General features: G+C 74.7%; 12 protein-coding genes. 4 read left to right on the forward strand and 8 right to left on the reverse strand.

From position 1 onward, the window contains the following. Positions 1-49: 49 nt before the first annotated feature. Complete coding sequence (locus tag AC4BGE_RS04020) at positions 50-1,267, reverse strand: SfnB family sulfur acquisition oxidoreductase (protein WP_490574427.1); 1,218 nt, start codon at positions 1,265-1,267, stop codon at positions 50-52. Positions 1,268-1,465: 198 nt separating this feature from the next. On the opposite strand from AC4BGE_RS04020, the gene AC4BGE_RS04025 reads away from it, so the two are divergent. Next, positions 1,466-2,398: a LysR family transcriptional regulator gene (locus tag AC4BGE_RS04025; RefSeq protein WP_490571085.1), complete on the forward strand. Its 933-nt coding sequence runs from the start codon at positions 1,466-1,468 to the stop codon at positions 2,396-2,398. Between the two features lie 188 nt (positions 2,399-2,586). Then, a complete protein-coding gene (locus tag AC4BGE_RS04030) occupies positions 2,587-3,543 on the forward strand; it encodes a DUF4349 domain-containing protein (RefSeq protein ID WP_490574428.1) in 957 nt (318 codons plus the stop codon). Here the strand turns inward: AC4BGE_RS04030 and hemE are convergent. After that, on the reverse strand, positions 3,528-4,568 hold the full coding sequence (gene hemE / locus AC4BGE_RS04035) for a uroporphyrinogen decarboxylase (RefSeq protein WP_490574429.1): 1,041 nt from the start codon (positions 4,566-4,568) through the stop codon (positions 3,528-3,530). The two genes, AC4BGE_RS04030 and hemE, sit on opposite strands and share 16 nt — an antisense overlap. 70 nt (positions 4,569-4,638) lie before the next feature. On the opposite strand from hemE, the gene AC4BGE_RS04040 reads away from it, so the two are divergent. Next, entirely contained in the window at positions 4,639-5,262 is a 624-nt protein-coding gene (locus AC4BGE_RS04040) for a DUF3000 domain-containing protein (RefSeq protein ID WP_490571088.1), read from the forward strand. 26 nt (positions 5,263-5,288) lie between these two features. Continuing rightward, on the forward strand, positions 5,289-6,608 hold the full coding sequence (locus AC4BGE_RS04045) for an HRDC domain-containing protein (RefSeq protein WP_490574430.1): 1,320 nt from the start codon (positions 5,289-5,291) through the stop codon (positions 6,606-6,608). A gap of 19 nt (positions 6,609-6,627) precedes the next feature. Here the strand turns inward: AC4BGE_RS04045 and AC4BGE_RS04050 are convergent, their stop codons facing one another. The 6 genes from AC4BGE_RS04050 to AC4BGE_RS04075 form a co-directional block, all read right to left on the reverse strand. Then, complete coding sequence (locus tag AC4BGE_RS04050) at positions 6,628-8,001, reverse strand: sugar ABC transporter substrate-binding protein (protein ID WP_490571090.1); 1,374 nt, start codon at positions 7,999-8,001, stop codon at positions 6,628-6,630. Positions 8,002-8,094: 93 nt separating this feature from the next. Continuing rightward, on the reverse strand, positions 8,095-8,580 hold the full coding sequence (locus AC4BGE_RS04055) for a type II toxin-antitoxin system PemK/MazF family toxin (RefSeq protein WP_490574431.1): 486 nt from the start codon (positions 8,578-8,580) through the stop codon (positions 8,095-8,097). Positions 8,581-8,728: 148 nt separating this feature from the next. Further along, positions 8,729-9,331 (reverse strand): hypothetical protein, encoded by a 603-nt coding sequence (locus tag AC4BGE_RS04060; protein WP_490571092.1) that lies wholly within the window; start codon positions 9,329-9,331, stop codon positions 8,729-8,731. Positions 9,332-9,385: 54 nt separating this feature from the next. Beyond that, the gene (hrpA, locus tag AC4BGE_RS04065; protein ID WP_490574432.1) at positions 9,386-13,342 is read right to left on the reverse strand and encodes an ATP-dependent RNA helicase HrpA; all 3,957 of its coding nucleotides are present in this window, start codon (positions 13,340-13,342) and stop codon (positions 9,386-9,388) included. Positions 13,343-13,403: 61 nt separating this feature from the next. Beyond that, positions 13,404-14,246, reverse strand: coding sequence for a hypothetical protein (locus tag AC4BGE_RS04070; RefSeq protein ID WP_490574433.1), 843 nt, complete (start codon positions 14,244-14,246; stop codon positions 13,404-13,406). Continuing rightward, positions 14,246-14,755, reverse strand: a complete 510-nt coding sequence (locus tag AC4BGE_RS04075) for a SigE family RNA polymerase sigma factor (RefSeq protein WP_490574434.1) — start codon at positions 14,753-14,755, stop codon at positions 14,246-14,248. Before AC4BGE_RS04075 ends, AC4BGE_RS04070 begins: the two co-directional genes overlap by 1 nt. Positions 14,756-14,854 lie beyond the last annotated feature (99 nt).

The raw sequence follows: 14,854 nt of genomic DNA on the forward strand, positions 1-14,854 counted from the left end.
GGCTGGGGTGGCCGGGGTGGCCGGGGGTGGTGGGGTGGCGGGTACGCCGTCAGAGCTGGCCGTGGTTGGGGGGCAGCACGCCCTCGAGCGCCCAGCGGCCCAGGTGCTGGACCTTCCAGCCGGCGGGGTCGTGCAGGGTGTGGGTGCGGGCGTTGCGCCAGTGGCGGTGGAGGTTGAGGGAGTCGAGCGCCGCGCGGGTGCCGGCGACCTCGAAGAGCCGCGAGGAGACCGAGACCGACGCCTCGGTGGTGGCGGCGCGGGCCGCCGCGACGGCGAGGCTGGCGGCGCCGGCCGACTCCTCGGTGAGGTCGGCGTCGGCCTCGTCGACCGCTCGCGCCGCGGCCGCCAGCAGCAGCTCGCAGCCGCGCACGGCGACCTCCATCTGGCCGAAGGCCTGGACGACCAGCGGGTCCTCCACGGCGCGGGCGACCCCGGCGTCGGGGTAGGGGCGGCTCCTGGTGCCGACGAACTCGGCCGCCTCGAGGAGGGCGGTGCGGGCGATGCCGGCGTCCAGGGCCGCGTGGAGCACCTGGGCGAATGCGCCGTAGGTCTGCGGACCGGTGAACGTCTCGGCGTATCCGGTGACCAGGTCGTCGGGGACGGCGACGTCGCGCAGCGAGACGGTGCCGCTGGCCGTGGTGCGCTGGCCCATGCCGTCCCAGTCGTCGACCACCTCGACGCCCTCGGCGTCGCGGGGCACCCAGGCCACCACCTTCGGGCCCAGGGGCCCGCGGTGGGCGAGCACCGGGATCCAGTCGGCGAACAGGGCCCCGGTGCAGTAGCCCTTCTCCCCGGTGAGCCGCCAGCCGCCGCGCCCGTCCTCCACCAGGGTGGTGCGGTGGTCCCGCACGTGCTTGCTGCCGATCTCGGACTGGGCGTTGCCGAAGGAGGCCCCGGCGAGCACGTCGGCGAAGAGCCTGGCCTGCTGCTGCTCGGTGCCCTGGTGCCGCAGGAGGTTGACGTAGACGAAGTGACTGTGCGGGATCTGGGCGATGCTCGGGTCGCCGGTGGCGAGCAGGCGGAAGACCTCGGTCAGGGTGGCCACCGAGACGTCGGGGCCGCCGTGCTCGGCCGGCACCGTGAGGGCCAGCAGGCCGGACGCCTTGAGGGCCGCCACCTCCTCGTAGGGGGTGGCGCGCTCGGCGTCGCGCTGGGCCGCGCCCTTGGCGAAGAGGGAGCCGAGCTGCGCGGCCACCTCCAGGGCGGAGGTCTCGTCCAGCACCGGGGGTCGGCTCGTGGCGGGCACCCCCTCGCTCGTGCGTCCCATGCGGCACCCCTCCTGGTTGCTGGTCCTGGTCCCTCGGCGGCCGCCCGGCCCCGAATAAGGTCAATCTGTATTGACTTGCTCGACTTTAGGGGTCGCAGCCCCTCGCGGCCAAGGCGGATCGCCCGGCAGCGCGTCTCATTTCTCCGAGGGGGTGGACGGGAAAACCTATTAAGTCACCTGATTCGGTAGTCTTCTGCCATGCGTGTCGAACAGCTCGAGTGCCTGCTGGCCGTGACCCGTCACGGATCCCTGCGGCGCGCCAGCGAGCACCTCCATCTCTCCCAGCCCGCCCTGAGCGAGTCGATCACCCGCCTCGAGCGCGAGCTGGGGGTCGCACTTCTCGACCGTCGGCGCTCGGGAGCGCGGATCTCGCGCGACGGGCTCGAGCTGCTCCCGCACGTGGAGGCCGTCCTGGAGTCGGTGGCCCGGCTCCGCAGCGCCGCCGGCGACCGGTCGGTCGGCGAGCGGCTGCTCCGGGTCGGCACCGTCAGCGCCGCGACCTCCACCCTGCTCACCCCGGCCCTGCGGGCCTTCACCGCCGAGCAGCCCGGGAGCCGCGTCGAGGTGGTCAACGCTCGCCAGGTCGCGATCGACGCCGGCCTGCTCGACGGCAGCCTCGACCTCGGCCTGGTCAACGTGCTGGCCGGCGACGACCCGCCCGCCGGGCTGCTCGACACACCCCTGCTCAGCGGGCCGGTCGTCGCGGTCCTCCCGCACGACCACCGGCTCGCCGCGCAGCACTCCGTCGGCGTCGACGACCTGCGCCAGGAGCCCTTCGTGGCGATGCGCGAGGGCTACCTGATGCACCGGCTCTGCGTCCGGCTCTTCGGCGACGCCTGGCCACGGGCACTGACCAGCACCGACGGGGCCGAGCTGGGCAAGGCCCTGGTCGCCGACGGCGCGGGACTGACCCTGCTCCCCCGGTTCAGCGTCGAGGGCGACCCGCTGCACCGGGCCGGGGCGCTGGTGTGCCGCCCGGTCCACGGGCTGGAGACCGCGGTCGCGCTGGTGCTGCGCCTGCGCCGTAGTACCAGGGCCGCCCCGCCGGAGCGTCACCTCCGCGACGCGCTGCTGGCCCAGGCGGGCCGGGTCGAGGCCCTCCGGGTGGTCGACGAGGCCCCGGCCGGCTGAGCGCCAGGGCCTCGTCGGCCACGCCGGCCTCAGGCCGTCACGGAGTCGGGCTCGACCTGCGGCCACGAGACCGGCCCGGCGCCGAAGGCGCCGCGGAGAGTCCCACCGGCGCTGGCGGCGGCGGGGCTGAGGAGACCCGTCGGGGAACCGTCGGGGAACCGTCGGGGATCCGCCGGCGTCCCAACGCCATGACGAGACGACACGCGGCACGGGGCCCGGCGTACGCCGCCCTGCTGATCACAGCCCTGCTCCTCACCGGCTGCGGGGCCGGTTCGTCGCAGGACGACGCCTCGTCCTCGGTCGGGGCACCCGCGGACGACGGCGCGGCGGCACCCGGCACGGACTCCGTCGCCCCGGGCCGCGACGGCAGCTCCCAGGACACCTCCGGGTCCGACGCCGAGGCCCCGGCGACCGGCAGCCGGGCGGCCCCGGCCGTGGCCCGGCGCGCGGTGATCGCCACCGCCACCGTCTCCCTCGACTCCCCCGACGTCGCCGTGGCCCGCCAGGAGGTGCAGCGGATCGCCGACGTGCTGCAGGGCGAGGTCAGCGACGAGCAGGCGAGGACCGACGAGGGGGAGCTGGCCTGGACCCGGATCGTGCTGCGGGTGCCGACGTCGCGCTACGGGGAGGCCATCGAGCGGATCGAGGCGACCGGGCGTCTGCTCGAGACCGAGCGCAGCACCGAGGACGTCACCACCCAGGTGATCGACAACGAGGTCCGGATCCGGGCCCAGGAGCGGAGCCTGCGGCGGGTGGAGGTGCTGCTGGACCGGGCCGACCGGCTCGCCGACGTGGTCAGCGTCGAGGCGGAGCTGACCCGGCGCCAGGCCGAGCTGGACTCCCTCAAGCAGCAGCAGGCCTACCTGGCCGACCAGACGTCGATGGCCACCGTGACCGTCCACATCTCGCAGCGCATCGCCGACGAGGAGCCGGTCGTCGAGGACGAGGAGACCGGCTTCCTGCACGGGCTCGCGACCGGCTGGAGCGGCCTCAGGGGCGCGGCGGTCGCGCTCGCCACCGTGGCCGGGGTGCTGCTGCCCTGGCTCCTCGTCCTCGTCCTGCTGGGCGCGCCCGCCCGGTGGGCCCTGCGCCGGCTCCCCCGTCGGGGCCGCGGCTCCGTCCGACCGGGTCAGGTCAGCGGGTAGGACTGCACGAACTCCGTCAGCCGGGCCAGCTGGTCGGGGTCGGTCGAGGGGATGACGCCGTGCCCGAGGTTGAAGACGTGGCCGCGCGCGGTCCGGCCGGCCTCGATCACCTGCGCGGCACGATCGGTCATCACCTCGGTGGGGGCGAAGACCAGGGTGGGGTCGAGGTTGCCCTGCACGGCACGGTCGCCGACCAGCTCGATCCCGCGCTCCAGCGGCGTGCGCCAGTCGATGCCCACCACGTCGGCCCCGGCCTCGCCCATCAGGCCCAGCAGGTTGGTGGTGCCGACGCCGAAGTGGATCCGGGGCACGCCGAGCTCGCCCGCGACCGCCAGCACCCGGGCCGAGTGCGGCATCACGTGCTCGCGGTAGTCCTGCGGCGTGAGCGCCCCGGCCCAGGAGTCGAAGAGCTGCACGGCCGACGCCCCGGCCTCCACCTGCACCCGCAGGTAGTCGGCGGCGATGCCGGCGATCTTGCGCATCAGCGCGTCCCACACCTCGGGGGCGCCGAACATCATCGCCTTCGTCTTGGCGTGCTCCTTGGACGGGCCACCCTCGACCAGGTAGGAGGCGACGGTGAAGGGGGCGCCGGCGAAGCCGATCAGCGGGGTCGCCCCGAGCTCGGAGACGAGCCCGTGCACGGCCTGGGTGATGAAGGGGACGTGCTCGGGGGTCAGGTCGGGGATCGCCTCGACGTCGGCCAGGGTGCGCACCGGCGACGCCACCACCGGCCCGACCCCGGGCACGATGTCGAGGTCGACCCCGACCGCCTTGAGCGGCAGCACGATGTCGGAGAAGAAGATGGCCGCGTCCACTCCGTAGCGCCGGACGGGCTGCATGGTGATCTCCACGACCAGGTCGGGGTCCATGCAGGACTCCAGCATCCCGACGCCCTCGCGGACGCGCAGGTACTCCGGCAGCGAGCGGCCCGCCTGCCGCATGAACCACACCGGCGTGTGCGGCACCGGCTCACCCCGGACGGCCTTGAGGAACGCACTGTCACGGAGGGAGGGAGTCGAGGTCACACCTGCGATCATCGCAGGTCAGGCGGCGTGTTGGCACATCGCAGCACCAGCCCCGACGTAGGTTGGCGCCATGGTCGTCCACTCCGAGCCACACCCCGGCACGGGGCCGGCTGAGGCACCCGCGTCGTTCCGGACCGCTGTCGCGCAGCTGCGCGCCGCCACGCTGCGCCCGGAGGTCTTCTGCGAGGAGATGCCCGCGCCGCAGCGCATCGCCCCCTGGGCCTCGGCGCTGAGCGCCGACGTCACCGTGGGCGACCTCGAGGTCGGCACCGGGCGGCTCATCCTGCTCCACGACCCGGACGGCAACGACGCCTGGAACGGCACCTTCCGGTTCGTCGCCTACGCCCGCGCCGAGATCGACCCCGACCTGGTCACCGACCCCATGCTGGGCGCCGTCGGCTGGAGCTGGCTGGTCGAGGCGCTCTCGGCCCACGGGGCCCGGTGGGGCTCCGAGTCCGGCACCGTCACCCGGGTCGCCTCCGAGAGCTTCGGCGGCATGTCCCACGAGGACGGCACCGCCCAGCTGGAGGTCCGCGCCTCCTGGACCCCCCTCGAGGGTGACGACGACCTCGACCTGGCGCCGCACGTCGAGGCCTGGGGCGAGCTGCTGTGCACCGCCGCCGGCCTCCCGCCGGTGCCCGAGGGCGTGACCGCCATGCCCAGCCGCCGCGGACAGCGGGGTCCGGACGCCTGATGAGCCCCGATCCGCAGGAGAGGTCCGTGCCGGACCCCTCCCAGGCCAGCCCGGACGAGCCCCGCGAGACGGCCGGCCCCGACGACCAGCCCGAGGCCCCGCCGGCCCCGCTGCTCACCCTGCGTGACGGCGTACCCGACGTGGTCGAGACCCCCGAGGCCCTCGCCCGTGCCTGCGCGGCGCTGGCGGCGGCCACGGGACCGGTCGCCCTCGACGCCGAACGGGCCTCCGGCTACCGCTACTCCAACCGCGCCTACCTGATCCAGCTGCGCCGCGGCGACTCCGGCACCTGGCTGATCGACCCGATCCCCTTCGGCTCCCGCCTCCCCCAGCTGGCCGACGCGCTGGGCGACGAGGAGTGGATCCTGCACGCGGCCACCCAGGACATCCCCTGCCTGCGCGAGGTCGGCCTGGAGCCGGTCAACCTCTTCGACACCGAGCTGGCGGGGCGCCTCCTCGGCTACCCACGCGTCGGGCTGGCCACCCTGGTGGAGCAGATCCTCGGGCTGAGGATGCGCAAGGAGCACTCCTCGGCCGACTGGTCGACCCGTCCGCTGCCCCGGTCCTGGCTCGAGTACGCCGCGCTCGACGTCGAGGTGCTCGTCGAGCTGCGCGACCACATGGCCGCCGAGCTCGTCGCCCAGGGCAAGGACGAGTGGGCGCGCCAGGAGTTCGCGCACCTCACCGGCTTCCAGCCGGCCGTCCGGGTCGAGGCCTGGCGCCGGGTCTCGGGGCTCAACAAGCTGCGCGGGCGCCGCGCACTGGGGGCCGCCCGGGCGCTGTGGGAGGCCCGCGACGAGATCGCACGCCAGCGCGACGTCACCCCGAGCCGGATCATCCCGGACTCCGCCCTGGTCGCCGCCGCCGCCGCCATGCCCACCGACCGGCGGGCCTTGCTCCAGACGCCCGGGTTCCACGGCCGCGGCGCCGACCGCTACGCCAACCGGTGGATCGCGGTGCTCGACCAGGTGCGGACGATGCCGGAGTCGGAGCTGCCCACCCGCACGGCGCGCAGCGACGGTCCCCCGCACCCCCGCGCCTGGGCCGACCGCGACCCGGCCGCCGACCGGCGCTTCAAGGCCGCCCGGGAGGCGACCAAGGCGCTCGCGGACCGGCTCGGGCTCCCCGTGGAGAACCTGATCAGCCCCGACCCGGTGCGCCGCGCCATGTGGTCTCCCCCGGCCACCCGCGAGCCGGGAGCGCTGGCCGCCACGCTGGCCGACCAGCTCGCCGGGCTGGGGGTCCGCCCCTGGCAGGTCGACCTGGTGCTCGACCCCCTGGTCGACGCCGTGCTCGCCGGCGACGTCGAGCCGGAGCCGGAGGAGCAGGGAGCGGAGCCGGCCTGAGCCGGTCCCGCCGCCCGGGTCACTCCTCGTCGTCGCCGCCCGGCTCCTCGGTCTCGGCCGCCTCGGCGGAGAGGACCACGCGCGAGGTCTCGTCGATCTCCTCGGTCACCGCCTCCAGGTCGAGGTCGCCGGGCTCGGTGAGCAACGTCTGCAGCAGCGGTGCGACCGCCTGCTCCAGGTCGGGCCACGACTCCAGGAGCGGCTCGATGGCCATCCCGCGCACCGCGGTGTTGAAGACCCGGCTGCGCGAGGGCTGCCGGCCGGGCTGGAGGAAGTCGTCGGAGGCGGCCACGGCCAGGTTGGCGGGCACGATCGCCCCGGCGCGCGTCACCCGGGCCATCGCGCTCTCACCGACGGCGTAGGCGACCAGGTCGGCAGCGGCCCCGGGGCTCTTGGTCCGCGCCGAGATGCACAGTCCGGTGACCTCGCCGACGGTGCTCGCGGTCTCGAGCGTCGGCATCGCCATGACGTTGAAGTTGAGACCCTTCACCTCCCGCAGCTCGGGGACCAGGTCGCGGTAGCCGGCGATCATGCCGAGCTTGCCGCGGCGGAACCAGTCCAGCGCGGAGCGCTTCTCCAGCTGCTCGTCGGTCAGCGTCAGGCTCGCGTCGCGGAGCACGGCCAACGCCTGCTCCAGCGCTGCCCGGCTGTCGTCGTCGGCGAAGCTCAGCGAGGTCGGGTCCTGGTCGTCGTCGAAGACCGAGCCGCCGCCGGACTGGATGAAGGGGGCGAGCCCGCGGATGGTGGCGTCGATGTGGAAGCCGCTGGTCCCCCGGCCCGGCCGCGCCGCGAAGTCGGCGGCGGCCTCGAACTCCGCCAGCGTCCACCGGTCCCAGCGGTAGGGGACGTCGAGCTCGCGCCGTTCCATCTTGTCGAAGTCGATCAGGTCGGTGTTGAGGAACATCACCATCGGCGAGATGGAGTAGGCCATGCACTGCAGCTCGCCGTCGAGGCTGAAGGACTCGACCGCGTCGCGGGAGAAGTCGTCACCGAAGTCGACCCCGCGCTCGTCGAGCAGCTCGCTGACGGGACGGGTCAGCCCCTCGCCGATCAGCTGGTCGAGGTCCTGGCGATCGACCATGAAGACGTCGGGGACCTCGCCCCCGGCGATCGCCTCCACCGCGGAGTCGTGGTCCTTCCACTCCACCAGGGTCGTGTCGCTGCCGTAGCCGGCGTTGAACTCGTCGGTCACCGTCGACCAGGCCGCCAGTTCCGCCTCGCTGCCGTAGACGCCCAGCGAGAGGGGCGTGGGCGCGCGGGGCGGCTCGGGCGTGGTCGGCGAGGCGGACGCGGAGGGACCGGGCGGGGCCGGCTCGTCGTCGGAGCAGCCGGCCGCGACCAGCGCCAGGGACAGCAGGGTGGCGGTCACCAGGGCGGGACGGCGGAACGGCATCGACGGGTCTCCTGAGGGGCGAGGAGGGCGGCCGGGGGTGAGCCACCCGCGCCGGTGGCGCGCGGCCACCTTATCGAGCGGCCGGTGGGCGCCTCAGAGCACGTCGTGGAACTTGCGCGCCTGCGCCACGACCGCCTCGAAGACCGACCTGTCCACGGCCGCCCCCTCCCGGCGGATGGCGGTCTCGTCGAGGCGGAGCAGCCGGTCCAGACGCACCTCGCTGGGGCGTCGCTGCCGGTCCCAGCCGCCGGCCCCGACGTCCATCCAGTGGCGCCCCCACCTGGCCTCGTCCTCGGCGTCCAGGTCGTGGTCCTTGCTGCTGAGCATCAGCCCCAGCCAGTCGCCCTCGTGGTGGGCCAGCAGCAGCACCGGGCGGTCCTTGCCCTGGGACGGGTCGTCCTCGTAGGGGACCCAGCCCCACACCACCTCGCCCGGGTCGGGCGCCCCGTCGGCCCGGGCGGCGTACTCCACGACCGGACGGTCGGTGGCGGGACGGCGGGGGACGGCCGGCCGGGTGGCGGGCCGGCGGGTGGCGGGCCGCGACGAGAGCACGCCGAGCGCGCGACGGAGGAGTCCCATGCGGCTCATGCTAGGCGGGGTGCGCCGGACCGGGAGCGCCTCACGGCGCGTGGCCGCTCGTAGCGGCTTATTTTGGGACCCGGGGCTGCCACGATCCGGCGCACCACCACGTCCCATTGTAGTCGCAGGACCAGGGCGGCCGCGCCGCTCAGGCCAGCTCGCCGCGCATCTCCAGGTGGGCCGCCGCCTCGAGCTGCTCGGCCAGGGTCAGCATCCGCGCGGCCGCGTCGTGCCGCGCCTCGGGCTCGGCCAGGGTCGCCCGGCCCACCGCCACCACGTGGGCGAAGGCCGCCGCCCGGTGCAGGACGTCGGCGAAGTCGCCACCGGAGATCCCGCGCAGCACCTGGTCGACCATCGCCTTGAGCTGCTCCACCCCCGGCGGGTCGGCCACCCCGGCCACCACCCGCGCGAACGGCGCCGCCGCGCGGCCCGCCTCGAACTGCTCCGCCACCTCCCGCGGCGCGGCGTGCACCCACGAGCGGAGGAGGTAGAGGCGCCACAGTGCCCCGGCCAGCGAGTCGACCGGCGAGCCCGACCACAGCTCGGCCAGCACCTCCAGCCCTTCGGTGTCGGCCAGGTGGACCACCCGCTCGGCGACCGAGGCGTCGCCGGAGGCGCGGGCACCCCGCACCAGCAGCGCGGCGGCGCGGTCCGCGGCCTCCTGCATGAGCAGCGGGTCCGCCCCCGCCTCGATCTCGGCGAAGAGCTTGTCCCCCGGCATCATCGGACGGTGGTGGGGTCGCTCGGCCATGCCCGTCAGCGTACGTCCGTGGCGGTGGCCGGACCGATCCCCGCCCGGGCGGACTCAGGTGGCGGCGAGCGCCTTGCGCAGGCGCTGGTCGGAGACCGGCTGGGCGGTGCCGAGCTGCTGGGCCCACAGCGAGACCCGGTACTCCTCGAGCAGCCAGCGCACCTTCCGCAGCGCCTCGCCCGGGGGGCGTCCGGGGGGCAGGGCGTCGACCTGGTGCAGGTAGGCGGCCTGCACGTGCGCGACCTGCTCCATCAGCTGCCGGTCGCGGGCGACCTGGCCGGCCAGCTTGTCGCGGCGGTGCTCGAGCGCGGCCAGGTAGCGGGGGTAGTGACGCAGCTGGCGCATCCCGGCCTCGCCCAGGAAGCCGCGGTGGACCAGGCGCTCAAGCTGGCCCCGCATGTCGGTCAGCGCCGGCAGCGTGTGCAGGTCGGCGCGGCCGGAGAGCGCCTTGTCGCAGGCGCGCCAGGCCGCCAGCACCTTGATCACGTCGTGGATCCCGGCGCGGACCGCCGACTCCAGGTCGCGGCCGGCCGCGGCGAGCAGCGCCTCGAACGCGGCGCGGTCGCGCACCGGCGGGTGGGCGTCGACGACGTCGGTCAGCACGGCGGCGCGCAGGTCCTCCAGCAGCTCGGCGACGCTCGGGTACGGCGAGGCCGCGAGACCGAGCTTCTCGGTGTTGGAGAGCCCCTCGAGCGCCGCCGCGGAGCCCGGCAGGGCGAGCAGCAGGAGCCGGCGTACGCCGAGCCGGTGCCGCGCCGCCGCCTCGTCGGCCGACCCGTAGACGCCGAGCCCGACGCTGGTCCCCTCGTCGTCGAGCGCCGGGAAGCCCCGTACCTCGTGGCCGGCCCGGCGCTGGCTGAAGGACTCCTCCAGGGTGCCGAAGGTCCAGTCGGTCTGCCCGGTCGCCGTCATCCCGGTGTCCTGGGCAACCTCGGCCACCGCCGCCGCGAAGGCCGGGCGCAGCGGGGCCTTGAGGGCCTCCAGGTCCTTGCCTCGGGCGGCCTCGACGCCGTCCTCGGTGACGACCCGGAAGGTGGGCCGCAGGTGCGCCGGCACCTTCTCCCAGTCCCACGCCTCGCGCGGCACGTGCACCCCGGTGGCCGCGCGCAGGTAGCGCTCCAGGGCGTCGAGCAGCGGCTCCTCCCCCGGCGGCACCGCGGCGAGGAAGTCCCGGGCGGTGTTGGGGGCGGGCACGAAGGAGACCCGCAGGTTCTTGGGCAGGCTGCGGATCAGGTGGGTGACCAGCTCCTCGCGCAGCCCCGGCACCAGCCAGGAGAAGTCGTCGACGTCGACCTGGTTGAGGGTCGCCACCGGCACGTCGATGGTGAGGCCGTCGTCGGCGGCGCCCGGCTCGAAGTGGTAGCTGATCGGGAAGGTCAGGTGGTCGCCCTCCCACTGCGTCGGGAAGTCGGCGGCCTCCACCTCGGCCACGGTGTCGTGGGTGAGCATGTCGAGGTCGAAGGTGAGCAGGTCGGGCCGCTCGCGTCGCTCCTTCTTCCACCACTGGGCGAAGTGCGCGCCGCTGACCACGTCGGCCGGAACGCGGGCGTCGTAGAAGTCGAAGAGGGTGTGCTCGTCGACCACCAGGTCGCGGCGGCGGGCGCGGTGCTCGAGCTCCTCGGCCTCCGCGAGCAGCTCCATGTTGTGGGTGTAGAAGCGGTACCGCCCGGAGGTGAGCTCGGCCCACTCCCCCTGCACCAGGGCGTGGCGGATGAAGAGCTCGCGGGAGACAGCCGGGTCGATCCGGCCGTAGTTGACCGGCCGGTCGGCGACCAGCGGGACCCCGTAGAGCGTCACCTTCTCCAGCGCCGTCACCGCCGCGCGCTTCTTGGACCAGTGCGGCTCGCTGTAGGACCGCTTGACCAGGTGGGCCCCCAGCCGCTCGGCCCACTCCGGCTTGATCGCGGCGTTCTGCCGCGCCCACAGGCGGCTGGTCTCGACCAGCTCCCCGGCCATCAGGAAGGCCGGGCTGCTCCCCCTGAGCACCGAGCCGGGGAAGATCGCGAACCGGGCGCCGCGGGCACCGACGTACTCGCGCATGGGACGGCGGCCCGACGCTCCGGGGCGCGGCTTCTCCCGCTCCTCCAGGGCGCCGATGTGGGAGAGCAGGCCGGAGAGGAGTGCCTGGTGGATGCCGTCGGCGTCGGGGGTGTCGGCGGGCTGGCCGACGTCGATCTTCATCTCCTTGCAGACCTGGCGCAGCTGCGACTCGAAGTCCTGCCACTCCCGGACCCGCAGGTAGTTGAGGAACTCCCGGCGGCACATCCGGCGGAAGGCGCTGGAGGAGAGCTCGCGCTGCTGCTCCTTGAGGTGGCGCCACAGGTTGAGCCAGGTCAGGAAGTCCGACGACTTGTCCTTGAAGCGGGCGTGCAGCTGGTCGGCCTGGGCCTGCTTGTCGGCCGGCCGCTCGCGCGGGTCCTGCAGCGAGAGCGCGGCGGCGATCACGATGACCTCCCGCACGCACCCGAGACGCTCGGCCTCCAGCACCATCCGCCCCAGGCGCGGGTCGATCGGCAGCCGGGCGAGCCGCTGACCGAGCTTGGTCAGCCGTGGGCCGGACTGCTCCCCGCCCCGCCTCCTGCGGGACGTCATCGCGGCCGGCTTCGCCGGCGACCGCTCGCGATGACGTTGCGCGTCGGCGGGGGGCTGCGCCCCCTCGGACGACCCGAGCGCGCCCAGCTCCTCCAGCAGCTGGATCCCGGCGGTGATGTTGCGCCGGTCCGGCGGGTCCACGAAGGGGAACCGAGCCAGGTCGCCCAGCCCGAGCGAGGTCATCTGCAAGATCACCGAGGCGAGGTTGGTGCGCAGGATCTCGGCGTCGGTGAACTCCGGGCGGGACTCGAAGTCCTCCTCGGAGTAGAGCCGGATCGCGATCCCCTCCGCGACCCGCCCGCACCGGCCCGAACGCTGGTTGGCCGACGCCTGGCTGATCGGCTCGATCGGCAGGCGCTGCACCTTGGTCCGGGCCGAGTAGCGCGAGATCCGGGCGACGCCGGTGTCCACGACGTACCGGATGCCTGGGACGGTCAGCGAGGTCTCGGCGACGTTGGTGGCCAGCACGACCCGGCGCACGGTCGAGGGGTGGCTGGAGAAGACCCGGTGCTGCTCGGCGGCGGAGAGCCGCGAGTAGAGCGGGACGATCTCGAGCCGGTCGGAGCCCAGCGCCTCCAGCGCCTCGGCGGTGTCGCGGATCTCGCGCTCGCCGGGCAGGAAGACCAGCACGTCGCCCGGGCCCTCCCGGGAGAGCTCGCGGACGGCGTCGAGGATCGCCTCGGTCTGGTCGCGGGTGACCGGCTCCCCCTCCTCGTCGGCCTCGGGCAGCTCGCGCAGGGCGCGGTAGCGGACCTCGACCGGCCAGGTCCGCCCCGAGACCTCGATCACCGGCGCCGGCCGGCCTTGGGAGTCGGCGAAGTGCTCGGCGAACCGGTCCACGTCGATGGTGGCCGAGGTGACGATCACCTTGAGGTCGGGACGGCGGGGCAGCAGCCGCTTGAGGTAGCCGAGCAGGAAGTCGATGTTGAGGCTGCGCTCGTGGGCCTCGTCGATGATGATCGTGTCGTAGCGGCGCAGCATCCGGTCGCGCTGGAGCTCGGCGAGCAGGATCCCGTCGGTCATCAGCTTGACCCGCGAGGACGCCGAGGTCCGGGCGGTGAACCGCACCTGGTAGCCGACCAGGTCGCCCAGCTCGGTGCCCAGCTCCTCGGCGATCCGCTCCGCCACCGAGCGGGCCGCGATCCGCCTGGGCTGGGTGTGGCCGATCAGGCCGCCGCGGCCGTCCTCGTCGCGCCGGCCCCGACCCAGCTCGAGACAGATCTTGGGCAGCTGGGTGGTCTTGCCCGAGCCGGTCTCGCCGGCCACGATCACCACCTGGTGGTCCCGGATCGCCTCGGCGATGTCGTCGCGGCGCTGCGAGACCGGGAGCTCGGCGGGGTAGGTGATCGTCAGGTCACCGGGGCCGGGCTCCGCGTCGGGCCGGTCCCCGGGTCCGCTGACGGGATCGCTGCTGGGCATGGTGGGCACCATTGTGCCCGGCAGGTGTGCCGGGCACGCGCCAGCGGTCCGGGTGCGCCGCTCAGGGCGCGGGCGCCGGGACGCCGTCCAGCGTCAGCCTCGGGTCGGAGGCCGCGGCCAGGAGCGCCCCGGTCGGCGGCGGCTCGGTGCGGACCGGCACCTGCGAGCTGTTGCCGAAGAGCGGCTCGTAGGTGACCACCACCGTGCTCCCGTCCTGGTGGACCGCCATCACCGCCCGCCCGGTCACGCCGGGCGCGAGCAGCGCCTCCTCGGCCGCGCGCAGTCCGGGAGCCCGGAGCGAACGACAGACCGTCTCCTCCGGGACCACGTCGCAGGGCCAGATCACGTCCTCCCGGCTCAGCGCCACCTCCACCTGGAGCATCCCCAGACCGGACTGCCCCTCGACCCGCCAGTCGAACTTCGAGCCCAGCGAACGGAGCTCGCCGGCGGCCCCGGTGCTGGTCTGGAGGTTGGGGTGCGGCCCGGCGCCCGTCCCCAGGTGTGCCCGCTCCGGGTCCAGGTGCTCGGCGAGCACCGCGTGCCATGCCTGCAGGGTCGGGGCGAAGTCGCCGGGGGCGCCGGATCCCTCCCCCGACTCCGGTTCCGCAGTCGCGGTCTCGGTCGGAGTCCCTGGGGTCGGCGCGGCCGAGGGCTCGGTCGCGACGCTGGGGCTCCGGGCAGGATCGGGGTCGGCGGGGCCCCAGACGCCCGCCAGGGCCGGCACAGAGACCGCGACGGCCAGCACCGCCGCGGCCGAGCCCGCGGTGAGGGCCAGACGGCGACGGCGCAGCCGGCGACGACCGCGTGCCAGGTCGCCCGCGGCCGCCACCGCCGCCGGCAGCAGAGGGTCGGCCCGCTGCGCCAGCCGGTCCAGCTCTCGCTCCATGAGGGCGTGCTCGTCCATCAGTGCTCTCCGTTCGCGGCAGGGGCGAGCGCCACGCGCAGGTGCGCGAGGGCCGCCGAGGTCTGGCTCTTGACCGTGCCGACGCCGACCCCGAGGTCGCGTGCCGTCTCCTCCACCGAGAGCCCCCAGTAGTGACGCAGCACGACCACCCGGCGCTGGCCCGGGGCCAGCGCGCGCAGGGCCCGCCAGAGCGCGTCGTCCTCCTCCACCCGGTGCGGGCGGGCGGCACGGTCGGAGCCGTCGAGCTCGGCGTCGGGCGAGGGCCGCTCGCGTCGCCAGGGACGCCTGGTCTCGTCGAGGTGGGCGTTGACCACGGTGCGACGGGCGTAGGCCTCCGGCGACTCCATCCGCGACACCCGCGGCCAGGCGACGTAGAGCTTGGCGAGCGCCACCTGCACGAGGTCCTCGGCCCGGTGGGCGTCCCCGCAGAGCAGGTACGCCGTGCGGTGCAGGCGGGCACGCTGGGCCACCACGAAGTCGGTGAACTCCTGGTCCCGCAGCTCGCCCATGGTCCTCCTCTCGCTGCCCGTCACCTTCCTAACGGGGTGCAGGGGCGAGGGGTTGGCCCGGCGCGCCGATCACTCCGTATCGGCAGGGCGCGCGGATCG

The organism is Nocardioides sp. Z50_6, assembly GCF_058215755.1.